The organism is Desulfobacula toluolica Tol2 (assembly GCF_000307105.1).
GTDB lineage: Bacteria > Desulfobacterota > Desulfobacteria > Desulfobacterales > Desulfobacteraceae > Desulfobacula > Desulfobacula toluolica.
Map to the genome: position 1 here is coordinate 3,215,087 of NC_018645.1, position 20,981 is coordinate 3,236,067.

At 40.3% G+C, this 20,981-nt stretch carries 16 protein-coding genes and 3 pseudogenes; 4 read left to right on the forward strand and 15 right to left on the reverse strand.

The window, feature by feature from the left end; all coding sequences use genetic code 11:
* Positions 1-412: 412 nt before the first annotated feature.
* From TOL2_RS14665 to TOL2_RS14725, 13 genes and pseudogenes are all read right to left on the reverse strand, one after another.
* The gene (locus TOL2_RS14665; protein WP_041279548.1) at positions 413-1,963 is read right to left on the reverse strand and encodes an IS1380 family transposase; all 1,551 of its coding nucleotides are present in this window, start codon (positions 1,961-1,963) and stop codon (positions 413-415) included.
* A 152-nt stretch (positions 1,964-2,115) separates the two neighbouring features.
* Positions 2,116-2,775, reverse strand: a complete 660-nt coding sequence (locus tag TOL2_RS14670; RefSeq protein WP_232507946.1) for a Tn3 family transposase — start codon at positions 2,773-2,775, stop codon at positions 2,116-2,118.
* 228 nt (positions 2,776-3,003) lie between these two features.
* Positions 3,004-4,169, reverse strand: a pseudogene (locus TOL2_RS14675) (IS3 family transposase).
* A 480-nt stretch (positions 4,170-4,649) separates the two neighbouring features.
* On the reverse strand, positions 4,650-5,264 hold the full coding sequence (idi, locus tag TOL2_RS14685) for an isopentenyl-diphosphate Delta-isomerase (protein WP_014958149.1): 615 nt from the start codon (positions 5,262-5,264) through the stop codon (positions 4,650-4,652).
* Between the two features lie 82 nt (positions 5,265-5,346).
* Positions 5,347-7,149: pseudogene (locus tag TOL2_RS25795) on the reverse strand (TAXI family TRAP transporter solute-binding subunit); the annotation flags it as partial.
* A 450-nt stretch (positions 7,150-7,599) separates the two neighbouring features.
* Positions 7,600-8,022 (reverse strand): annotated as a pseudogene (locus TOL2_RS26065) (CHASE3 domain-containing protein); the annotation flags it as partial.
* A 615-nt stretch (positions 8,023-8,637) separates the two neighbouring features.
* A complete protein-coding gene (locus tag TOL2_RS14695; protein WP_014958134.1) occupies positions 8,638-9,258 on the reverse strand; it encodes a UbiX family flavin prenyltransferase in 621 nt (206 codons plus the stop codon).
* A 159-nt stretch (positions 9,259-9,417) separates the two neighbouring features.
* Positions 9,418-9,933 (reverse strand): universal stress protein, encoded by a 516-nt coding sequence (locus TOL2_RS14700; protein WP_014958135.1) that lies wholly within the window; start codon positions 9,931-9,933, stop codon positions 9,418-9,420.
* 53 nt (positions 9,934-9,986) lie between these two features.
* Complete coding sequence (locus TOL2_RS14705) at positions 9,987-10,502, reverse strand: YbhB/YbcL family Raf kinase inhibitor-like protein (protein WP_014958136.1); 516 nt, start codon at positions 10,500-10,502, stop codon at positions 9,987-9,989.
* A gap of 18 nt (positions 10,503-10,520) precedes the next feature.
* On the reverse strand, positions 10,521-12,395 hold the full coding sequence (locus TOL2_RS14710) for a TRAP transporter permease (protein WP_014958137.1): 1,875 nt from the start codon (positions 12,393-12,395) through the stop codon (positions 10,521-10,523).
* A 253-nt stretch (positions 12,396-12,648) separates the two neighbouring features.
* Positions 12,649-13,665: a TAXI family TRAP transporter solute-binding subunit gene (locus TOL2_RS14715; protein ID WP_014958138.1), complete on the reverse strand. Its 1,017-nt coding sequence runs from the start codon at positions 13,663-13,665 to the stop codon at positions 12,649-12,651.
* Between the two features lie 65 nt (positions 13,666-13,730).
* On the reverse strand, positions 13,731-15,299 hold the full coding sequence (locus TOL2_RS14720; RefSeq protein ID WP_014958139.1) for a class I adenylate-forming enzyme family protein: 1,569 nt from the start codon (positions 15,297-15,299) through the stop codon (positions 13,731-13,733).
* A 75-nt stretch (positions 15,300-15,374) separates the two neighbouring features.
* Positions 15,375-16,931 (reverse strand): UbiD family decarboxylase, encoded by a 1,557-nt coding sequence (locus TOL2_RS14725; protein WP_014958140.1) that lies wholly within the window; start codon positions 16,929-16,931, stop codon positions 15,375-15,377.
* Positions 16,932-18,012: 1,081 nt separating this feature from the next.
* On the opposite strand from TOL2_RS14725, the gene TOL2_RS25285 reads away from it, so the two are divergent.
* From TOL2_RS25285 to TOL2_RS26070, 4 genes are all read left to right on the forward strand, one after another.
* Complete coding sequence (locus TOL2_RS25285) at positions 18,013-18,384, forward strand: transposase (RefSeq protein ID WP_041280036.1); 372 nt, start codon at positions 18,013-18,015, stop codon at positions 18,382-18,384.
* A gap of 38 nt (positions 18,385-18,422) precedes the next feature.
* Positions 18,423-18,947 carry an IS1595 family transposase gene (locus TOL2_RS25290; RefSeq protein WP_014958142.1) on the forward strand — a complete coding sequence of 175 codons (525 nt, stop codon included), beginning with the start codon at positions 18,423-18,425 and terminating at the stop codon, positions 18,945-18,947.
* Positions 18,948-19,026: 79 nt separating this feature from the next.
* Entirely contained in the window at positions 19,027-19,308 is a 282-nt protein-coding gene (locus tag TOL2_RS14750; RefSeq protein ID WP_014958143.1) for an IS3 family transposase, read from the forward strand.
* A gap of 148 nt (positions 19,309-19,456) precedes the next feature.
* Positions 19,457-19,792: an IS3 family transposase gene (locus TOL2_RS26070; RefSeq protein ID WP_408605421.1), complete on the forward strand. Its 336-nt coding sequence runs from the start codon at positions 19,457-19,459 to the stop codon at positions 19,790-19,792.
* Here TOL2_RS26070 and TOL2_RS14755 read toward each other — a convergent pair.
* Both TOL2_RS14755 and TOL2_RS24955 read right to left on the reverse strand, forming a co-directional pair.
* Complete coding sequence (locus tag TOL2_RS14755; RefSeq protein ID WP_083863918.1) at positions 19,679-20,302, reverse strand: reverse transcriptase domain-containing protein; 624 nt, start codon at positions 20,300-20,302, stop codon at positions 19,679-19,681. The genes TOL2_RS26070 and TOL2_RS14755 overlap by 114 nt on opposite strands.
* Positions 20,303-20,428: 126 nt before the next feature.
* Positions 20,429-20,569 carry a hypothetical protein gene (locus TOL2_RS24955; protein ID WP_158406123.1) on the reverse strand — a complete coding sequence of 47 codons (141 nt, stop codon included), beginning with the start codon at positions 20,567-20,569 and terminating at the stop codon, positions 20,429-20,431.
* Positions 20,570-20,981 lie beyond the last annotated feature (412 nt).

A 20,981-nucleotide genomic window follows, 5' to 3' on the forward strand; every position in this document is an offset into this window, starting at 1 on the left:
GGATAATGCAGCCATTTAATTCACCCCATCGTAATTTTCATTATCCTTATTAATCTTTCCAACTTGTCAAACAGCTTTTTGTATACTCTCCTTTTATCAGAAAAAAATTATCCCATGAGGTTATGGCCCTTACCACGACATAAGATTCTTACCGCAAAATAGTAATTATTATTACAACCAAGCTGCTTTAGTCAACTGATACCGTTTTCCCAAATCCACCGCCTGATTTTGTAAATACCCGTCCAAAGGAAATTCGGGAAGATTTTTTTCTTGGCGGGAGCTGATTTCGGTGGGGCTCATCCGTTTTTGGATTCAGGCCCTTGTATGCCCCTGGCTCGGGCCTTTTTTAGGCGCACCTATCCCATGGGTAGCCGGAAGAAACCAATTTTAAGGGGTATCTCTACCATAAATTTTATCCTGAAGGCTCCCAAACACCGTTGAGCATTGCAATCCGTTTGCGTGCCTCGACTAGAACCACATATGATGGGTGGCCTTTGGATAAACGCAAAAACAGATTGCGGGAACGTTTGATTATCCTGCCCGGGATATTTATGATCGAGAACCGGATCCGTTTCATCCGTGTAGCTTCCATGGACGGATCCAATGCTAATTTTTTCATCATCACATTTAGATTCAGGGCCAATATCATGATCCACCACCACGCTGCATTCTCTCCAAAATCTGCAGACGGCAGTTTTCCTCCGGCCAAGTCGTCTTTCATCACCGCATGAACCTCTTCACTTTTGCCGCATCGTTCATGAAGCCAATGAATCAGGTCTTCTCCGTTCATTTCCTCATAGCCTATATTGGTCACAACGCCAAAGACCTTATATCTTTTTTCCACCATTTGCATGGTGGGAAAAGGAAGGGGAAGCTTTGGATCTTCCATGCCGGGTAAAGGCGATTGTTCCTCAAGAAGTTGCCGTTTGGCAAGATACCTGTATTCAGGTGCATTTTTACTGTGGCACAGCTCATTGGGAACAAAACAAACTTCCGCCCACTCACTGCCGGTCTTCATCCGTTTGCCATTCTTATCTTTATAAATTGGTTGCCACTCAGAATCAGGGACTTGAGCCACAGCAATTTTGAATGATCGGGTTACGTCGCACCCTATTGCAAATTCAATTCTGCCGAAACGCTCACTTTCGCCTGTCTCACAGTATTTTAAAAGGTCGTGCTGGTATCCTGCCGTATCTGATCTAAGTTTTATTTTTTCCACATTTTCCGGAAGGCAGTCCAAGGATTTTTTGAAAACCCTTAATTGCTCAAAGCCGGCGGGAACATTACCGTCACGAAATTCTGTATGCAGGATGACACCCTGCTCATACCACCAGGTATTCAACGGCTGATAGGATTTGAATCCTTTATAGCAATAACGGGCATTCTGTTTGCTGGATTCAATCAGGGTGGCATCCATATCCAATGTGGCCGTTTTTTTCGGATTCACCGTGTTAAGGCCGGCACACATATCTTTGTTTATTTGTACCAGACCCTTTAAATGATCATTGGGTCTGGGAATGAATGCCTTTATCTTTGTCTGGTCACGGGTTTTTTCCTGTTCAGTGTCATGGAATTCGGATAGATATCTGAAAGCCGCAGATGGTGATGGAACAGAACGTTTTTTCTCTTTGCGCCACCTCCGTTCCAGGGCTCTGCGTACTTTACGTTTTAGACCTTGCATTTCAGATTTACGCAGTATTTCGCAAAAGCCCTCATCCGCCTCCAGTATTTTTAAATCTTCAACGCAATCACCGCCGGCAAGATTGAGTAGCACCAGCGACAAAACCATTTGGGGATCGGTCCAGCCCTGGGAATTCTCTCTTATCTTTAAATGCTTTTGAATGGACTTGGATAATCCGATTACCTTGGCCAGGTCAAGATAGACCGGCAAGCTTGCCAAAGCTGTAATGCCGGTTTGAGATTTTTCTTCTTCATACTTGAATGGTAGCACGCCTTGTGTCATAGTTTGTTTCACCCCGTTGATGATAGTTTTTTGGTCGCACAAATACACTATCTGCTTGATCCATCAAGCGCAACGGGGTTTTTTATTTTTTTGGTGGTGGATTGGGGATGGATCATTAAAACACAGGACACCAATGGAAATATTTGAATCATTTAAAAAATTGAAGGCAAGTCAAGTATATTAAGGCAATAACCATTACGAGCTAAAAATCTCCAGAAAAAAGGGGTTGACCCGGTTTTGGCACTTTCTTTTTTAAAAAGGCTCAGGAGTTGAAGTCTCTCACTTAGTTTCAGTATTCGATCGTTTGCCTGAATCAGATTTTCGTTGGTGAAATACCAGTTCACGGTATTCTCGAGTTCGTTCTGATTGATGTTGCGGGAAATTCTGGCAATTTTGCGGATACCGAGATTACAGCCGTAACCCATAACGCCTGCAAAGAAGGTCTTTTCTTCGGGCTTTTCCCGGTTATGCTTGATTTGCCAGTGCTCGAAACAGTCCGAAAAGTTCGAGAGCCGGTTGACCGTCGTCAGTACTTCAAAAAGGGAAATAAACCGGTTTTTGGGAAACAGATCGGTTACCGTATATGACACATCTTTTTCCACCTTCGGTGTTGAAACCTTCAGCTTTCCCTTGTCGTCAACTTTTGCGTATGGGTTTTTTCCGGAATCGATGTTTTTATTGGTTGTCCGGTACTGGGCTTTAAGCGCTTTTTTCAATTCAGGTTCCAGTTCCTGGAAACTTTCAAAGCCCTCAAGTCCTGCTCGCTGAAGCAGCTCTTTTTTTCTTACTTTCCAGACACTCTGCGGAATCAAATAATCATCAAATATAGTGGACCCCAATGTCAAGACAGTTTTTCATTCAATTTAAGCGTCATTTTCCATTTTGAAAATGTTCGTAATTCTGTGTCACGGTTCGGCGTTCAGATTTGCTTCGGCGACTAGCGGAAGTGGAAACCAGGCCCTGAGAATGGGCACCCCAAAATCTGCCCGTCGGAAGGGGTTGGTTTCCGCTGGAGCGGGTTTTTCGGTACATCGTTTTCATCATCCCACCAACCTCAACTGATTTTTACCATAATATATTTCGGCTGGCGTTTGCCCGTTAAAACTCTGGTGAGGTCGTTCATGGTTGTAAAAATTGAAATATTTTTTCAAGGACTTGCGCAGCTGCTCAACGGATTGAAATTCGTTTACATAAATTTCTTCATATTTCACGCTGCGCCATAGCCGTTCTATGAAAATATTGTCCATACACCGGCCTTTCCCATCCATACTGATTTTAATGTCCTTATCTTTCAATACTTTTGTAAACTCGTGACTTGTGTATTGAGATCCTTGATCCGTGTTGAATATATAGGGGGTTCCATGACATCGCAGTGCCCTTTCCAGAGAGGATATACAAAATTCCTTGTCCATGGTTATAGAAAGTTCCCAAGAGAGGACATAACGACTATGCCAGTCCATGACCGCCGTCAAATAAACGAAACCACCAGAAAGTGGGATATAGGTTATATCCGTAGACCACACCTGATTTGATCTGGTTACATCAAAAGTTCTCAAAAGATATGGATACACTTTATTTTGGGGATGAGCCTTACTGGTATTCGGCTTCGGTGCAATGGATTGAATTCCCATTTTCCGCATCAATCGCTGAACCCGTTTTCGGTTAATCTTATATCCTTTGCGTCTCATAATATTGCGCATTTGGCGGGTACCATAGAACGGATGATCAGTATATTCAATGTCAATGAGTTTCATTAGCTCAAGATTTTCAGGCGTTTCCTGTTCCCCCCGGCTTTCACGGTAATAGCTGGAACGAGGCAGTCCTATCAACTCACATTGCCTTTGAATACTGATTTTAGAGTGCTTGGATTGAATTCGCTGTTTTTTTTCTTCAATACTCATTAAAGGTGTCCGGTGTTTTTTTTTAACCAATCCAGTTCAACCTGGAGTTTACCAACCTTTTGATAAAGACGGTCTCGCTCAATTTCGGCTTCTTTGGTTTGTTTTGCCTTGCTATTGCCAAAAACCAATGGCAGGGCTTCTATGGCTTCCTTTTTCCACCGATTTACAAGACTAGCATGAATGCCGAACTCAGAGGCTATCTCATTGACAGTTTGATTTCCTTTTATGGCTGCCAATGCGACCTTGCTTTTTAATTCTTTACTGTAGTTTTTTCGTTTCAAAATATCCCCTTTCTGGACTGTTATATTTTATCTTAACACATTGTCCAGTTTTCGGGGTCCACTATAAAATGACCTATATTTATAGGAATGGTGCAAATTTAGAGCACCTGATTTGATAGCGGAGGCCATTGTTTTGAATAGCAAAACCTTATAAAGGGATATTCTGATTTTGCCCTTTTCATCAAACACAATCGTCTGCTCCTCGGCTTTGGTAAATAAAAAAATCGTTTTCTTTCATCTCCGTTAAATTCCGGTGGTAACTCGAAAGACTTGATGTCGTATTGAGATAGAATTTTGAGATGTGTTGCCATTTATGAGCCCTCTATTTTGTTACAATTTTACTGGGAATATACTCAAAAAATGCAAAACATATCACCTATGTTCGGGTTTCTACAGACGAACAAGACTACTGAAATCAAAATTTTGAAATCCTGAATTATTGTGACAGGGAAGGTTGGCAGATAAATTGGTGGCTGAATTTGGAAATGTCCCGTCGCAGCTCTGCTAAAGAAAGTAAAATGCACCCAACATTCGTTGACATTGCCGACTTCTATGGGGATTTTCCCCTATTTGTTTAATTTTACCCAACGACCAAAAAGAATCCATTGAAGCCATGATGCCGGTTTCTTCAATACACCAGGGAGAATACCGGTGGGGAAAGCGCCTTGTTTCATCAACCCATGCTTCCCAGTCGATCCATTTTACGGATTCCACTTCCTCCTGGTTAGGCTGAACGTCGCCGTCATAATATCCGCTGAAAATGGGGCAGATTTCATTTTCAACAATGCCGTTTTTTGAAAAACAATATCGGTAGTCGCTGATTTTGTGCAGTTTTTGCACATTTATCCCAAGTTCAAAACGTGCCCTTCTGATTACTGCATGCTCATAAGACTCTCCAGGTTCGGGATGTCCGCAGCAGGAGTTGGACCACACCAGAGGCCAGGTTTTTTTAATGCGGGCCCGCTGTTGTAAAAGAAGGCGATTCTCCGGATTGAACAAAAACAGTGAAAATGCCCTGTGCAGGGGGGTGTTGTGGGAATGGACATCCTGTTTGGCCTGGATGCCGATCTGCCGGTCCTGTTCATCGACCAGAACGACAAATTCCTGAACGGTTTCCATAAAAATACCTCCTTTCAACTGTGATGATAAAATTTTAAAACTGCAATAAAACCAAATTTGACAACCCTCTCATTGGACGGCATTAATCCATCGCTCCTATTTTCCTGTAATATTTTTTTGCACCAGGGTGTAGTTGAACGCCTCCTGTATCTGACATAAATTTCGGATTTAAATCCTTCATTGCGACATGAACAGTTTTTAAATAATTAATATTTTCATGGATCGCCTTAACAATATTGTAGACAACTGATTCATCGAGATCGGCTCTGCACATGAAAATATTTCTTGAAGCAACCGTCTTTATATCCGTATCAAGAAATTTATAGGCACTCGATGGAATAATTGTTTTTGTAGTGTGATATTTGTTGTTTAATGAATTAATTATCGCGTCACTCAGAGGAAGTATGGTTATGTCATGAGTACTAGATAGTTCCATAAATTTTGTGGTAGGAACAGGACTGCAACCACTTAAAGAGTATAGTGTGCCTCCTCTTAACAAATTTATTGATTGACTGTAGCTGTTATAATAAATATTGCCTTTCCACTTCCTGATTTCTTGATAATCATAACCGTAAAGTTTGAACATAGCCTCGCATAAAATTTCCATAAACGACCCATTTTTATTTGGAGAATGTTTAAGAGGAAAATGTTTTACCTTGATATCTTCAAAGCTTGTTATCCCTGTTTTTTTAAGAATAACAAATTGAAAGGGCTCATCGAAGAGGCTGGTGATTGCTCTAATGTTGGGGCATGTTTCTTTAAAAGGCTTTTCACCTTTAGAAGCACTCAGGACAGTGGATGCTACTCCGATGGCAAAATCAGAAATTCCCTTATTTATTCGTAAGGGATTTGTTGCATCAGTACCAGTAATTGTAGAAACTGTAGAGCCCGCCGGCAATTTTTTTCTTACAACTTCCGCAATATCTTCTGTTACAGCTGACCATGCTCCCCCAGCAGTTCCTCCACTTATAGATAATTTTATTGGGTATTTATTATGCTGGTCATTTTTGCCATTCACCATTGAGGTCAGTTCATCAACATAAACCTTGAGCTGCTCGGCCTGGGCATTCATTTCCTCTGAGGCAGAGGCTGACTCTTCTGCATTAGCTGCATTCTGCTGCACCACTTTATCCATTTCAATAATAACTGTGTTAACCTGATCAATACCACTGGATTGTTCTTTAGAAGCTTCTGAAATTTCAGAAACCATGACACCGACCTTGTCACTGCTTTCAGATACTTTAAAAAATGCATCGTGAGTAGCTGAGACGATTTCTGTTCCATCATTAATTTTTTTCACAGTACTTTCAATCAGTTCAGCTGTATCTTTTGCAGCGTCTGCAGCTCTCATGGCAAGCTTCCTGACTTCATCGGCTACAACAGCAAATCCAGCACCAGCTTCTCCAGCACGTGCTGCTTCAACAGCAGCATTCAATGCAAGAAGATTGGTCTGAAATGCTATCTCATCAATTCTTTTTATAATTTTAGATGTTTCCTCACTGGCTTTAGAAATTTCATCCATTGAAACAATAAGCTCTCCCATGGATTTATTGGCGGTTTTCACGACCTGATTTGCATCTTGCATCAAATTATCTGCCTTACCAGCATTTTTAGCATTTTTAGTTGTCATAGAGGCCATCTCTTCCATGAATGGTGATGTTTCTTCAATGGATGTAGCTTGTTGAGATGAGCCTTCAGCAAGGAATTGGCTGGAAGAAGCTACCTGGCCTGCAGCAGATGCCACCTGGTGTGTTGCCTCATTAAGTCCGTCAACTATAAATTTCAATGGTTTCGTCACTGAACGTGTTATGAAAAAAGCCAATAAGCAGCCAATAAGCAGCGCAGCACCTGCTACAATGCTGATCACCTTTATGGATCTGGAATTTGATTTGATGAGTTGAAAGCCTAATATGTCCTGAGTCTTTTTAATATCAAGTTTTACTTCTTCAGCATTACTTGAAACCTCTGGGCCAATTCGGTCAAGTGTATTGTCTATGATATCGTTTCTTTTGAAAATCGTATCGACCAGTGAGTCGAATGCTGTCAAATATATTCCTTTCATTTCTTTGACAGCTGACAAAAGCTCCCTTCGCTTGGGATCATCAATTTCATTATCCAGAACCTTTATGTTTTTATCCATATCCTGAAATTTTTTATGGACCCTGTCGACAGAACCATGATCATTAGTGTCCAAAAATTTTGCCATGTAAAGCCTTGCCAACAGCAGACTTTTCATGGTCATGCCTGCATAGAAAGCTGCAATTATATGACCATCATCCCTGGCTGAGATCATGATTTTTGTCAAAGATTTTTCCATCAAAGGCCCTTTTACATTCAAAACATCATTGACCAGTTGATTGCGTTGTTCTTTATATTTAATAACTTGATCAAATCCTTTACGATAGTCAACCAGAACGCTTTCAATCTCATTAATCAACGCGGCTCGTTTGGGATCCTGAATTTCCTTTTGAACCTCGGCCTGGAATCCTATCAATTTTTCCCAACGTTCATTAAATGCCTTAAGTGCTTCATCGCTGCCTGAAGTCAAATAATTTTTAACATTCATACGGGATATCAGCATATTTGTCTGCAGGCGTCCGGCAAGATTGGTATGTCTTGCCATCTCCCTATATCCCATAAAGCCGTCTGAAGAGTTCTTAAGCCCCCAATAGCCTTCAAAACCTACAATCAAAAGCAGAAAAAAGATAAGGCCAAATTCAGCTGTAATTTTTTTTCCTACTGTTATATTTTTAAACATAATTGACCCCCTTTTTATTCAGGTGTTTATTGAAATAACGGGCTTTCCAGCTTTGTTATGATTTTAGATGATTATATTTTCATGTAAACTGTTAAGATAATAAGTATTACATAAAGATCAAAAAAATGAGCATCGATTAACGAATAAGAAAACAGTACAAAAGTCCAAAATAGAAGTTAATTAGATTTTTTGAAGGTAGCAGAGATAATTGAAAAAAAAGACACAAGAGGCAAAGTGCTGGGGTGATGAATATGTTTTATCACCCCAACAACCATACCATAGTCGTTCCACCATCCCTTCAACTCTGGGTTGCAGTTTAAGCCGTAAACAGGTTCCCCCCAAGCTTACAAAAAAAAGTATAATTAAAAAGGAATGTATTTAAAAGGATAGTTACTTGTTTCCTTCAACCAATCTTTCCATTGTATCCATCTTATATTCTTAACCTCTTGCCGATTCGGTATGACATCGCCTGAAAAAAATACGACAAATTTCATTATCCCTTCTGATTACTGCATGCTCATAAGACTCTCCCGGTTCGGTATGTTCGCAGCAGGAGTTGGGCCATATAAGATTTCCTTCATCCACAAGTATAACATATTCTTCATAAACACCCTTTCAGACTCCTATAACAACCGGTTTTTGAGGATGGCGACTGGGAATTTTACCCCGGCTGCTGTTTTCTCCCCAGCGTTTGAAAAGATTATGTTGGATGCCCATGTAATCAAAAACCTTTCCAATGGTTTGATCAATGATATCATCAATAGTTTTGGGCATGTGATAAAATGATGGGACAGGGGGAAGAATGTGGGCACCTACATCAGCCGCTTGGCTCATCAATCTCAAATGCCCCTTATGTAGTGGAGTTTCTCGAACCACCAAAACAAGTTTCCGCTTTTCTTTAAGAGAAACATCCGCTGCTCTAACCAGAAGATTTTCAGTATAGGAATTGGCAATTCCGGAGAGCGTTTTTACCGTGCAAGGCACCACCACCATGCCTTCGGTCAAAAAAGAACCGCTCGCTGGTGCAGCAGCTACATTCTTGTGGTCATATGTAAAATCTGCCATGGCTGCTACATCTTCGGGTTTGTAATCTGTTTCAATCCGGATATTGAGTTTTCCAGCTTCAGAAATGATCAGATGAGTTTCGTAATCCATTTCTCTCAGATATTCAAGCATTTTTACACCATAAATAATACCACTTGCCCCTGCAAGACCTATAACAATTCTTTTTTTCATAGTGTTATCTCCATTTTATTATAAAATTAATATGTTAAAAATATTGGTACTGCCTGTTAGGCATTTCGGGTAATATGATAGTGCATAGCCTGAATACGTTTTCCTTATAAAGCAGTTTCTGAGGTGTAAATCTAAATTTTTTCAAAAGCTTTCCCAAATTTATCCAGCATGAGAAATAGGTATTAGTAAAATTGGTATTTTAGCATGTTTCAACACTTTCCTTGTAACTTGACCAGGTAAAACTTCTTTGATTAAATTTCGATAATGATAAGCCAGAACTATCATATCACAATTACCATTTTCCACTTGATCGATAATTAGCTTCGCTGTATCGCCATACTTCACTTCAATTTCAACTAGTTCCGAGGGCATAGCGGATTCGTTCTGCATGTTGGTACACAATTGTTTTAAGGTTTTTTCAATTAATCTTCTTTCTGTTTTTTTGTCAATTAAAACATCTCTAGCATCCTGGTAGCGCTTTTTCCTTAATTCTTTCCATTTTTTTTCACCAATAAGATCTACAAATTCTAATTCGTTCGGAATATTCTCAATAACATGCAGAACGGTGATTACGGCATTCAGATGAACGGCAATGTCCACTGCATGTTTGAAAGCGTAACGTGCTCCCATCGATAGATCCGTTGCAAAAATCATTTTTTTAACTTTTGAAGCCATAGTCATATCCTCAGCTTAAATAATTTGATAAACAAAATGTTTGGTTTCAGCTATTATTCTTTTGGCAGCGGATTCACTGCAGGTCCATAGTATCCTATCAAAACGGCAGTTGTTATTGTATTTGGCAGGACAGCATTTACAAAATCAAAATAATCTCCCGATTCTGGTATATCGATCTTTTCCTCTTTTAGCGCATAAAGCGTAAACACATATCTATGAGCGGAATCCGGTGGCCATGGCCCGCCGTATCCCTTATTATATCCTGGTATATTAAAGGTAAAAAAATCGCTATTCAATTCTTTTGACCCGTCAGGCAATTCTCCATCTGGACTAGTACCTTCAAGCAATCCGCTAATGGAAGAAGGAATATTATAAATAAGCCAATGGGCAAAAACTCTTGGAAATCCAATCTCTTGTGGTAGATCAGGATCAGTGACCGCCAAAGCAAAACTTTTAGTTCCCTGTGGGATGTTTTCCCAATATACTGGCGGGGAAATACTGTTCTTTTCAGCATATTTTTCTGGAATTTTACCACTGTCCCTAAATACTTTAGATTTTAATGTAAACATAGTTTTATCTCCTTTTCATTAGACATTTTCAGGAATATGTTTGGATATAGATTTTGTTTTATTTTTATAATAATTAATAAATAATATCGGAATCAATATGCCAATTCCTATAGTATCCGTTAACCAACCCGGAAAAATAAGCAAAATCCCAGTTAAAAAAAGAAATAGCTGCTCTACGAGCGTCAATCTTGTAAATACCCACTTTGATATTGCTGCAGAAAGCGCAAAAATACCTATGGTAGCAGAAATTACTGCAAATAATACGGCTTTAAAACTCCCTATCAAAAGTATGGACTGATTATAAACCATTACATACGGTATGATAAATCCTGCGATAGCATATTTAAATCCCGCAAATCCAGTTTTCAGAGGATTGCCTCCTGATATTGCAGATGCTGCATAGGACGCGACAGCTACTGGTGGTGTGAGTGCAGAGATGCATGCGAAATACACGAGAAACAGATGTGCTGCAATAATAGGAATACCAAGAGAGACTATTGCTGGACCGCACAAAACAGCAACTAGAATATAAACCACTGGCAAGGGCATACCCATACCAAGAATTAGAGCGGCCGTCATTGTCAAAATGAGAGCTAATATTAAATTCTGCTGAGATAATGCAATAACGATACTGGCAAATTTGCCACCCAACCCTGTTAACATTATTGCGCCGACGACGATGCCAGCAGATGCACAAGATGTCATAACAGCAATCGAAGTTTTTGAAGTTGCGACCATTGTGTCACAAAGTTTGGAAAAAGTTATTCGTGTTTTCTTTCGTAAGAAACTTGCCAGATATATAAAAAAAGATGCCACGATTGCCGCATATGCAGGTGGAAAGCCTCGCATTAATAAAATGATCAACAAAGCAATGGGTATTATATATTGTGTACTGATAGGAAGCGTTTTAAAGAAGCTTGGCAGATTTTCCTTTTTATACCCTTCAATGCCTTTTTTGCTTGCTTCAAAATAAATCATCAAAGTACAGGACAAGAAGTATAGGACTGCTGGGAAAATGGCCGCGACACAAATATCTGCATATGGAATCCCTGTTATTTCTGCCATAAGAAACACGGCTGTACCCATAACAGGTGGCACTAGCGCAGATCCTGTACTGGAAACGGCAGTAATCGCTCCTGAAAAAGTTGAACTGAAACCTGTCTTTTTCATCATGGGAATACTAAAGGAACCCACAGCAACCGTAGTTGCTGTGGGGCTGCCAATCATCATTCCAAACAACGCCGCAGCAACGGTACCTATATGGCCTGCGGCTCCTTTCATTCGTCCAACTAAAGACATTGAAATGTCTACGAAAAAAGTTGCTGCTCCCGAACTCTCAAGAAAGGCTCCAAAAAGTATAAATTGAATCACTAGGGTTGCCACTACGGCTATTGGCTTACCATAAATTCCATCAAGGGTGAGATACATTGATTCAACAATATCTTTGATCGTGAATCCGCTATGGCCGAACATGCCCGGGATATATTTCCCTACATAACAGTAGATAAGAGAAATTACTGCAATCCATACGAGTGACATTCCTATGGTTCTTCTTGTTGCTTCAAGCACCAGTAGAATTGCAAAAATTCCTAGAATAAATTCAATCGTTGAAACTTCTCCTATCATTGTAGGACGAATCGATATTTCATCATAGTTAATGCAAAGATAAACTCCAATCAATAAGGATAGAACCGATGGAATTATATCGAAGATTCCAATATATTTTTCCTTGCTATTTAATGGAAAATACAAAAACGTGAGGCAGAGGAATAAAGAAACTGTTACTGAATAATAAGCCAAAGGCTTTTCTATCCCGAAAAATCCAATATATATGTGATATATTGCGGTGAATATTGCGATAATATTTGCAAATTTCTTTATTCCATTGTTCATGATTATCTCCAGATTTTAAAAAAGTTTACACCGTTTCATTAAGTCTATCACAGTTAAAGATCTCAACATTAAACTGCAATAAACGGCACTGGGCTCATATCATTCTTAACCGCACAAAAACAACAAGGTATTGTGTGTTTTTAGACAGCAAAAACACAACATGTCGTATGTCGGAATAGTGTGAGCCCACTACCCAATAAACCAAAACAAAATAAATTAAACCAAATGGGGACACCCCTCTCATTGGACGGCATTAATCTATCGCTCCTATTTCCCTGTAATATTTTTTTGCACCAGGGTGTAGTTGAACGCCTCCTGTATCTGACATAAATTTCGGATTTAAATCCTTCATTGCGATATGAACAGTTTCCAAATAATTAATATTTTCATGGATCGCCTTAACAATATTGTAGACAACTGATTCATCGAGATCGGCTCTGCACATGAAAATATTTCTTGAAGCAACCGTCTTTATATCCGTATCAAGAAATTTATAGGCGCTCGATGGAATAATTGTTTTTGTAGTGCGATATTTGTTGTTTAATGAATTAATTATCTCGTCACTCAGAGGAAGTATGGTTATGTCATGAGTACTAGATAGTTCCATAAATTTTGTGGTAGGAACAGGACTGCAACCACTTAAAGAGTATAGTGTGCCTCCTCTTAACAAATTTATTGATTGACTGTAGCTGTTATAATAAATATTGCCTTTCCACTTCCTGATTTCTTGATAATCATAACCGTAAAGTTTGAACATAGCCTCGCATAAAATTTCCATAAACGACCCATTTTTATTTGGAGAATGTTTAAGAGGAAAATGTTTTACCTTGATATCTTCAAAGCTTGTTATCCCTGTTTTTTTAAGAATAACAAATTGAAAGGGCTCATCGAAGAGGCTGGTGATTGCTCTAATGTTGGGGCATATTTTTTTAAAAGGCTTTTCACCTTTAGAAGCACTCAGGACAGTGGATGATACTCCGATGGCAAAATCAGAAACCCCTTTATTTATTCGTAAGGGATTTGTTGCATCCGTACCGGTCGTTGTAGAAACTGTAGAGCCCGCCGGCAATTTTTTTCTTAGAACTTCCGCAATACCTTCTGTTACAGCTGACCATGCTCCTCCAGCAGTTCCCCCACTGATGGATAATTTTATTGGATTTTCATTTGCGAAAACATAAGTAGATTGAATTGTAACACAACATGTCATGAAAAACATAAATAAAAGGAAACTCGATGATTTAAAAAAATGTTTCAAAAGATTGACTTTCATATTTTTCTCCTTTTTATTGAATAAATTTATGTTACAGAACTTTCAAATATATCATTGAATTCAATTCAATTCATATATTCCTCAAATAATTTCAGAAGATCCTTTTTTGCTATTTTTCCTCTTTGCGTTTTTGGAATTTCAGGGATAAATAGTATGTTTTTCGGAATTTTAAAGTCGGGTAATGTTGTTTTACAGTAAGCGATAATATCAGCTTCGTCTGCCTTTGAACCGTTTTTGAGAACCACAAAGGAAAAAACCTCTTCACCATAGATTTTATCCGGGATTCCGATGGTTGCTGCTTCACTTATTTCCGGATGAGTCAGTAGGCAGGCAGTGATTTCCAAAGGAGATATATTTATACCACCTCGTATAATCAGTTCTTTTTTTCGTCCCTTGATATAAATATAACCTTCCTCATCCATGAAACCAAGATCTCCAGTAGCAAAACCTTCTTTAGAAAATTCTTCAATGCTGCCATCTCCATTAAGATAGCTTAAGCCCATCGTCTTTCCTTTTATCCTCATTTCACCAATTTCACCTGGTTCGCACCTGAGGCCATTGTTCTTTACAAAGAAGACTTCTTTGTATTTGAGAGGCAAACCGACGGAGCCTCTTTTCTTTCTCTCTGGAGGATTAAAAAGCATCCATCCTGCTTCACTCATGCCCATTCCCTGCACTATGGGGATCCCGTACATTTCTTCAAACTTGAGCTGCGTTTCCATAGGCAGCGGGGCAGAACTGGATGTGATGAATCGCAAATTAGGCACATCCTCCTTGCACAAAGACACTGGCTTGTTTACCATCATACTCAAAACTGCTGGCACGCCCGATGAAACGGTGATGTTGTTTTCTTTCAGCCAATTCGGAAAATTGCTCAGTGAGAATTTCTTCCCGAAAAATAGGGAATTGCCCTTCATCATACTTGTAAGAATGGTCAGGAGCTGTGAAGAAAGCCAATTGTATGCCCTGTATTCTAAAACACAATCTTTTTCAGTAATTCCTGTTCTTTTCGATATTTCTTCCACCATGTAAAACAATACATCCCGAGAAATAAAAATGCCTTTAGGCAGTTCTGTGGTGCCTGAAGTGTATACAATCTCAGCAATATCATTTCTATCTCCGAGATGATCGTTAAATGTAACGGATTGGTCTTTTAAATGCTCAGAAAACTCGCATTCTGCAGAATCATTTTCGAAAAATTCAGAAAAAGAAATCCATTGTACGGGGGGGCCGTTTTTCTTATCAAGATTCAAGTCACTATCGTAAAGAACGAGCTTTATCTGTGCGAGGCGTAAAATTCGGTGGAGATTATCTTGGCTCTCTTCTGAAAAAATGGGAAGGAGGATAGCTCCATATTTTAATACGCCAAAATAGATAATCATATTTTCTATCGAGTTTTTACCGATCAACGCGACTTTATCGCTTTTCAACAATTTTTGGCTTTTTAAAAAATTGGCTACTTTGTTGCAATATTCATTCATTTTATGAAAGCTTATTTTCTTATTTTGATCTAAACTTTCGATAAAAATTTTGTGACCTAAATTCTTGGCGTTATTTTCAATTATACTGTGCCAGCTTTCATATTTAGGCTCAGGCTCGTTTAATTTCATTTTTTTAGGAATCTCCTCACTCATAAGAATACACAATCTGCTGGTAAAGGCTACCCGGCAGCAGAAAGACTCCTGCTGAACCGGATAGCGATATTGTCCCTATTGTCCTGTTTTAGAAAGAATTTTTACCCATCCGCTCATAAAGGATTCACCTTTTTTGATTTGTTCATCACTAAAGAAATTTTTTATTAAAACTTTATCTACTGCATAAGTCGGACGATGGAAATCCTCTTCATATCCGAATGGAATCGTCGCATCAATAGCCATTCCACCCTCAAAACGAGTGTTGGATGCTGTCCAGTCTTTTTCCCCGGCAGTCATTCGTTCAGCAGGCATAAAGGTTTGGCCAATACCACCGGGTACAGGACTAATAATATCAGTCTTCGGATTTACTCTAGTTGTGACTGCCCACATAATATCCTCCATGCTATTAATATCCACGTCCGTATCAATGGCAATGGCTATTCGCATTCCTTGATTGCAACTCATAATGGCAGTAAGAAAATTTCTCTGCCAGCCTTCTTCTATAATACTTCGTTTCTTAACTTGAATGACGCATCCTCCCCAGTCGGTAAAACAATAAGGTATGCTAACATCCTGAACTATACCAGGTTGAAGCCGTTCACAAAGTTCATAGATTGCAGCCTCTCTGACCGTCGTATCAATATTGCTGTCATCCATAGTATGAACACCAAGGGGGAATATGATTGGTTTCGATTCTGGTTTTCGCATAGTTATTGCCGTGACATGAAACGTTGATGTTTTGTAAGCCTTCCCTTGGTATCCTGCCCACTCTGGGTGAAACCATGCCTTTCCTTGAAGGCCCTGTTTCTCTGCCTCGGTTGTTTCCCAACGCCGGTCTTTTGGTTTTAAATAACCTTCAAGGACCACTTCGGCATCTGCAAGCGCATAGGCATCAACAGTACGACATTTGACGATTCTAAGTGGTTCTCCTTGAAGTGCACCTGCAATCCCCAATTCGTCACATCCTTTTGGGAGAATGACATAATCAAACCCTGAGCCTGCCATTAAATTGGCTGCCGGTGGGATTCCAAAGCACATGGTAATAGGTATCCCTTCCGGTTTATTATAGTGTTCAACCTGCAATTGCCACATATGAGAGCCTGGAGCTGCCTGAAAAGTCCCCACATTTCCCCATCGAAAACTCATTCGATTATACCCCACATGGGATCCTTCCTTAAAATATTTCCCAACGACCACGCTTTGTCCGCTGCCAATAGTAAACTCATCTTCCAAAGGGGTATGCTTTATCGCTAACAACCATTTGTTAACATCCAAATCATCTGTTATGACGAATTCTTGTACCGGTGCCTCATCCTGATCGATTTCGATTGGAGGCAATGGATGGGTAAGAGCATATGAAATATCTTTTGTCCTCTCAGTATCGTTCTCCCACCCAAACATTTTATTCATAACGGATGTATTTCCGAAAAGATTTGTAACCGCTCTAAGATGGGGATAATTCTTAACATTATTGAAAAGCATTGGCAGACTTCCGTCGAGATGCTTTTCCAGAGCGGTAATTTCTAAATCCGGGTTCACTTCTACATCAGTTTCCAACAAAAGCCCTTCGGATTTCAACCATTCAAGTGCTCCACGCAGATCTTTACTTTGATTATTGTTTGTTTTTAGCATGACTCATCCTTTCTGATATATGGTTTTTATTAATGTTATTCATAATCTTTTATGTGGATAAAGGTCAAAGCATCTAAATTTATAGGGATATAAATAATTTTATGATCGTGTTGTTCGCTTCTTTCATGTAAATATATAGTTCCGAGACGAATCCGATTTCTAAGGAGACCCAAGGCCTCTGGAAAAAACAGAAACAGGTCATTACCAGACTCCATATCAAAACAGCAGATGCCAGGAACCATTTTTTTCAAAAGTTTTCCACGACCATGTCCTCATCTGCAAAAGGAACTATGAAAGAAAGGGTACTTGCCCAGATTCGTACGGAAATGCACGCTAAAGATTTTAAAAAAGATCTGCGTACTTCCCTATTCCGATGGCACCCCTGAAATGACCGCAGAAATACGAAGGCTTGCTTTATGTTTCAAAATGCTGACGTAAAGTGCTCACACAAAGCATTTGGTGCCCATCCTTGGGAATACAACTGCGCGTCCATAAAGCATCACAGTTTCATTCTGGAAAAGAACAAATGTAGTCCAAATTTCTACAATCCTGTCCAGCCAGTGACCATACAGATGCCCGGAAAAAATGAAGAAACGCGTTGTAACCGGCTGTATCAAGACACCAAAATCGGCAAAAAGAAGTAACACCACTCATCATAGTTGAACGTCTTGAAAAAGCCTTGCGGAAAAACATCAGAGTCTGGTAAATACACCAGACTATTTTGAATCCTTGAGGAATGAGGCGGCCGAAAAGCTTTTGTATATCTATGATATAATAAAGTTTTTTGTAAATTGCCACAATTGTTATTAATGAGAGACCGTATAATTACTCATTATGATTGTGCTTAACATAATGAGTAAAATGATAGGGAAATTTGGATTAATTTTCAAGCTGCTATACCTTTTCATCGTTACAATAATCCGGGAAGGCAGGATTTAATCAAAGAAATTGTGGCTCACGAGATTATTATTGGAATTGAGTATATTATGTTGATTTAAAAAAAGGCTCATGTTGGATTCCGGGGTCTTGATGTGGTGAAGGAAGATTTTACATTTTCCAATCCATGAAAGGAGCCCACCAAATGCAGGTAAACATAAAGAATTTGATTGATGACACACAATGTTATGACACTGTAAGAGAGTTGCGCTGGCCAGAAGGAAGAGCGTGTCCGTTTTGTGAATCCCGGCGAGTTATCAGAAGAGGTTTCGATGAAAAAGAGTCTGCCAGGCAGCGCTATGAGTGTAAAAAATGCGGAAAACGCTTTGACGACCTTACCGGCACGATCTTTTCCGGGCATCATCAACCCCTTAAAGTCTGGATTTTGTGCCTCTACTTCATGGGATTGAACCTGTCCAATGACCAAATTGCAAAAGAATTGGGGCTTAACCGCAGCGACGCCCATCAAATGACCAGCCAGCTTCGTGACGGGGTTGTCAAAAAAAACCAAAAATAATCCTCTATGATGAGGTTGAGTTTGATGAAGTCTATATTGTGGCAGGACATAAAGGCAATCCTGAAGCCGTAGCCCGGAAAGGTAGAAAGGGCCGAAGAAACAGGTTGAAGGGAGCACCTGGCCGGGGCACACAGGAAAAAGAGAAGCCACCGGTTTTCGGGATGATTCAACGATGTAGAGATGTGGTAATCCAAATGCTTGCCGATGTCCGTCAGAAAACCATTGAGCCTCTGATAAAAGCTACTGTATTGTCGGGGACTTTAGTTTATACCGATGAATATGCAATCTATAATCGGCTGAATGATTGGGGATACGAGCACGAGAGTGTGAACCATGGGAAAGGGGAGTATGCAAGGGATGACGATGGGGATGGATTCCATGAAGTCCATGTCAACACGATGGAAGGCTTCTGGTCTCTTTTGCGAAGCTGGCTTCGACCGCATCGGGGTATCTCACAGGAAAAACTCCCTTTATATTATCTTGGTTTTTTTGAATTTATTCATAATGCCAGGAAGCGCGGCAAAGCCTTGCTTCACTCTCTGATTGAACTGCTCATTGAATAAGACCCTGGAATCCATATATGGACCCCGAAAACTGGACAATGTGTTAAGATAAAATATAACAGTCCAGAAAGGGGATATTTTGAAACGGAAAAACTATAGTAAAGAATTAAAAAGCAAGGTCGCATTGGCAGCCATAAAAGGAAATCAAACTGTCAATGAGATAGCCTCTGAGTTCGGCATTCATGCCAGTCTTGTAAATCGGTGGAAAAAGGAAGCCATAGAAGCCCTGCCATTGGTTTTTGGCAATAGCAAGGCAAAACAAACCAAAGAAGCCGAAATTGAGCGAGACCGTCTTTATCAAAAGGTTGGTAAACTCCAGGTTGAACTGGATTGGTTAAAAAAAAACACCGGACACCTTTAATGAGTATTGAAGAGAAAAAACAGCGAATTCAACCCAAGCACTCTAAAATCAGTATTCAAAGGCAATGTGAGTTGTGATAGGACTGCCTCGTTCCAGTTATTACCGTGAAAGCCTGGGGGAACAGGAAACGCCTGAAAATATTGAGCTAATGAAACTCATTGACATTGAATATACTGAACATCCGTTCTATGGTACCCGCCAAATGCGCAATGTTCTGAGACGCAAAGGATATAAGATTAACCGAAAACGGGTTCAGCGATTGATGCGGAAAATGGGAATTCAATCCATTGCACCGAAGCCGAATACCAGTAAGGCTCATCCCCAAAATAAAGTGTATCCATATCTTTTGAGAAATTTTGATGTAACCAGATCAAATCAGGTGTGGTCTACGAATATAACCTATATCCCACTTTCTGGTGGTTCCATTTATCATCACACCGCTTCTCAAGATGATGCCGATTATGCGCAGAATGCGCTTATCTGACACGTGGCCCGAAAGCAGACAAATGAGTCGGTCATGATTAACTCGATCAAAAAATTTAGACAGGTCAATATCCACCACATATTCTTTTCCACTTTTAACTATCTTTTGTGCCGCTTCAACCGCCTTTTGCGGACTGTAGCCGGGACGAAAACCATAGCTGTTATCAGAAAATGTGGGATCAATTATCGGTTCCAGAAGGTGCTTCATCGTGGCATGCACAACCCTGTCCCGAATACAGGGAATCCCCAGCAAGCGAACACCGGTATTACCTGGTTTTGGTATTTCCACCCGTTTCACCGGGCTTGGTTTATAACACCAGCTTTTAAGGTCCTTACTCAGCTGGGTCAGCTCTTCATCTATTCGGCTTTCAAATTCTGCAACGGTTACACCATCAACACCTGGTGCCCCGCCGTTCCTTTTCACTGCCTCGAAACCGGTCAACAGGTCTCCCTGATCACACAATTTCTCGAAGAGACTTCTTTCATCGGCGAACAGGCTAAGTTGTCTCATTTTGCTTTTCATTGTGGGTTGCTTTGTCATCGTTCCGCGTTTCCTTTGTTATCACAGGATATATACGTCTCCCCTTCAAAGGAAACTCCTATGGCTGAACTCCTTCAACCGCTATTCTGAGATTCCTTATACCAGTTCCATGTTCCGCCCTTCGGCTCCAACATTTCTGTCACTTTCCAGCAGTTTTACCCTCTGATACGTCACCGCATCTTCATCGGCTACCGGTTTTACGCCTACTATGGCTTCATCTGAAAACCCTCTGTCCATAACGGCTACATTTCTGTTCCGCTTAGGGCTTGGCTGTCGTAGTTACAGCGGCTCGGTACAGACGGCTCTTCACCGGGTAAGGTCATACACTTTCATTGCCCACCCACCTCTCATACCCTGCGGAATTACGGAAAGGATTTCGGGCTTCGATAATCGGAGGTATCTCGCCCATTCCGCCTGGCCTACCGGAGGTTCACACCAAGTTTGGGTGACAAATTTGACGCAGGCTTCCTTCAGATCCCTCATTGGCTTTCCATCACCGGTTGTTCCCTCTTCGGGCAGATCCGGAAAGTTTCTTCGGGCACCCTTGCCGTTGTCTATACATTCCCTCCTTTCAGGGCTGTAGCTGGACTTTCACCAACAAGTTTATGACCATGCCGGTCACACTCCGACGGGCAGATTTTGGGGTGCC

Excerpts from the sequence above, each read along its gene's own strand:
- TOL2_RS26070 (WP_408605421.1), top strand. The coding sequence starts at position 19,457 with ATGAAACTCATTGACATTGAATATACTGAACATCCGTTCTATGGTACC.
- TOL2_RS14705 (WP_014958136.1), bottom strand. The coding sequence starts at position 10,502 with ATGTTTACATTAAAATCTAAAGTATTTAGGGACAGTGGTAAAATTCCA.
- TOL2_RS14695 (WP_014958134.1), bottom strand. The coding sequence starts at position 9,258 with ATGAAAAAAAGAATTGTTATAGGTCTTGCAGGGGCAAGTGGTATTATT.
- TOL2_RS14710 (WP_014958137.1), bottom strand. The coding sequence starts at position 12,395 with ATGAACAATGGAATAAAGAAATTTGCAAATATTATCGCAATATTCACC.
- idi (WP_014958149.1), bottom strand. The coding sequence starts at position 5,264 with ATGGAAACCGTTCAGGAATTTGTCGTTCTGGTCGATGAACAGGACCGG.
- TOL2_RS24955 (WP_158406123.1), bottom strand. The coding sequence starts at position 20,569 with ATGGACAGAGGGTTTTCAGATGAAGCCATAGTAGGCGTAAAACCGGTA.
- TOL2_RS14755 (WP_083863918.1), bottom strand. The coding sequence starts at position 20,302 with ATGAGACAACTTAGCCTGTTCGCCGATGAAAGAAGTCTCTTCGAGAAA.
- TOL2_RS14665 (WP_041279548.1), bottom strand. The coding sequence starts at position 1,963 with ATGACACAAGGCGTGCTACCATTCAAGTATGAAGAAGAAAAATCTCAA.
- TOL2_RS25285 (WP_041280036.1), top strand. The coding sequence starts at position 18,013 with ATGCAGGTAAACATAAAGAATTTGATTGATGACACACAATGTTATGAC.
- TOL2_RS14715 (WP_014958138.1), bottom strand. The coding sequence starts at position 13,665 with ATGAAAGTCAATCTTTTGAAACATTTTTTTAAATCATCGAGTTTCCTT.
- TOL2_RS14700 (WP_014958135.1), bottom strand. The coding sequence starts at position 9,933 with ATGGCTTCAAAAGTTAAAAAAATGATTTTTGCAACGGATCTATCGATG.
- TOL2_RS14720 (WP_014958139.1), bottom strand. The coding sequence starts at position 15,299 with ATGAGTGAGGAGATTCCTAAAAAAATGAAATTAAACGAGCCTGAGCCT.
- TOL2_RS14725 (WP_014958140.1), bottom strand. The coding sequence starts at position 16,931 with ATGCTAAAAACAAACAATAATCAAAGTAAAGATCTGCGTGGAGCACTT.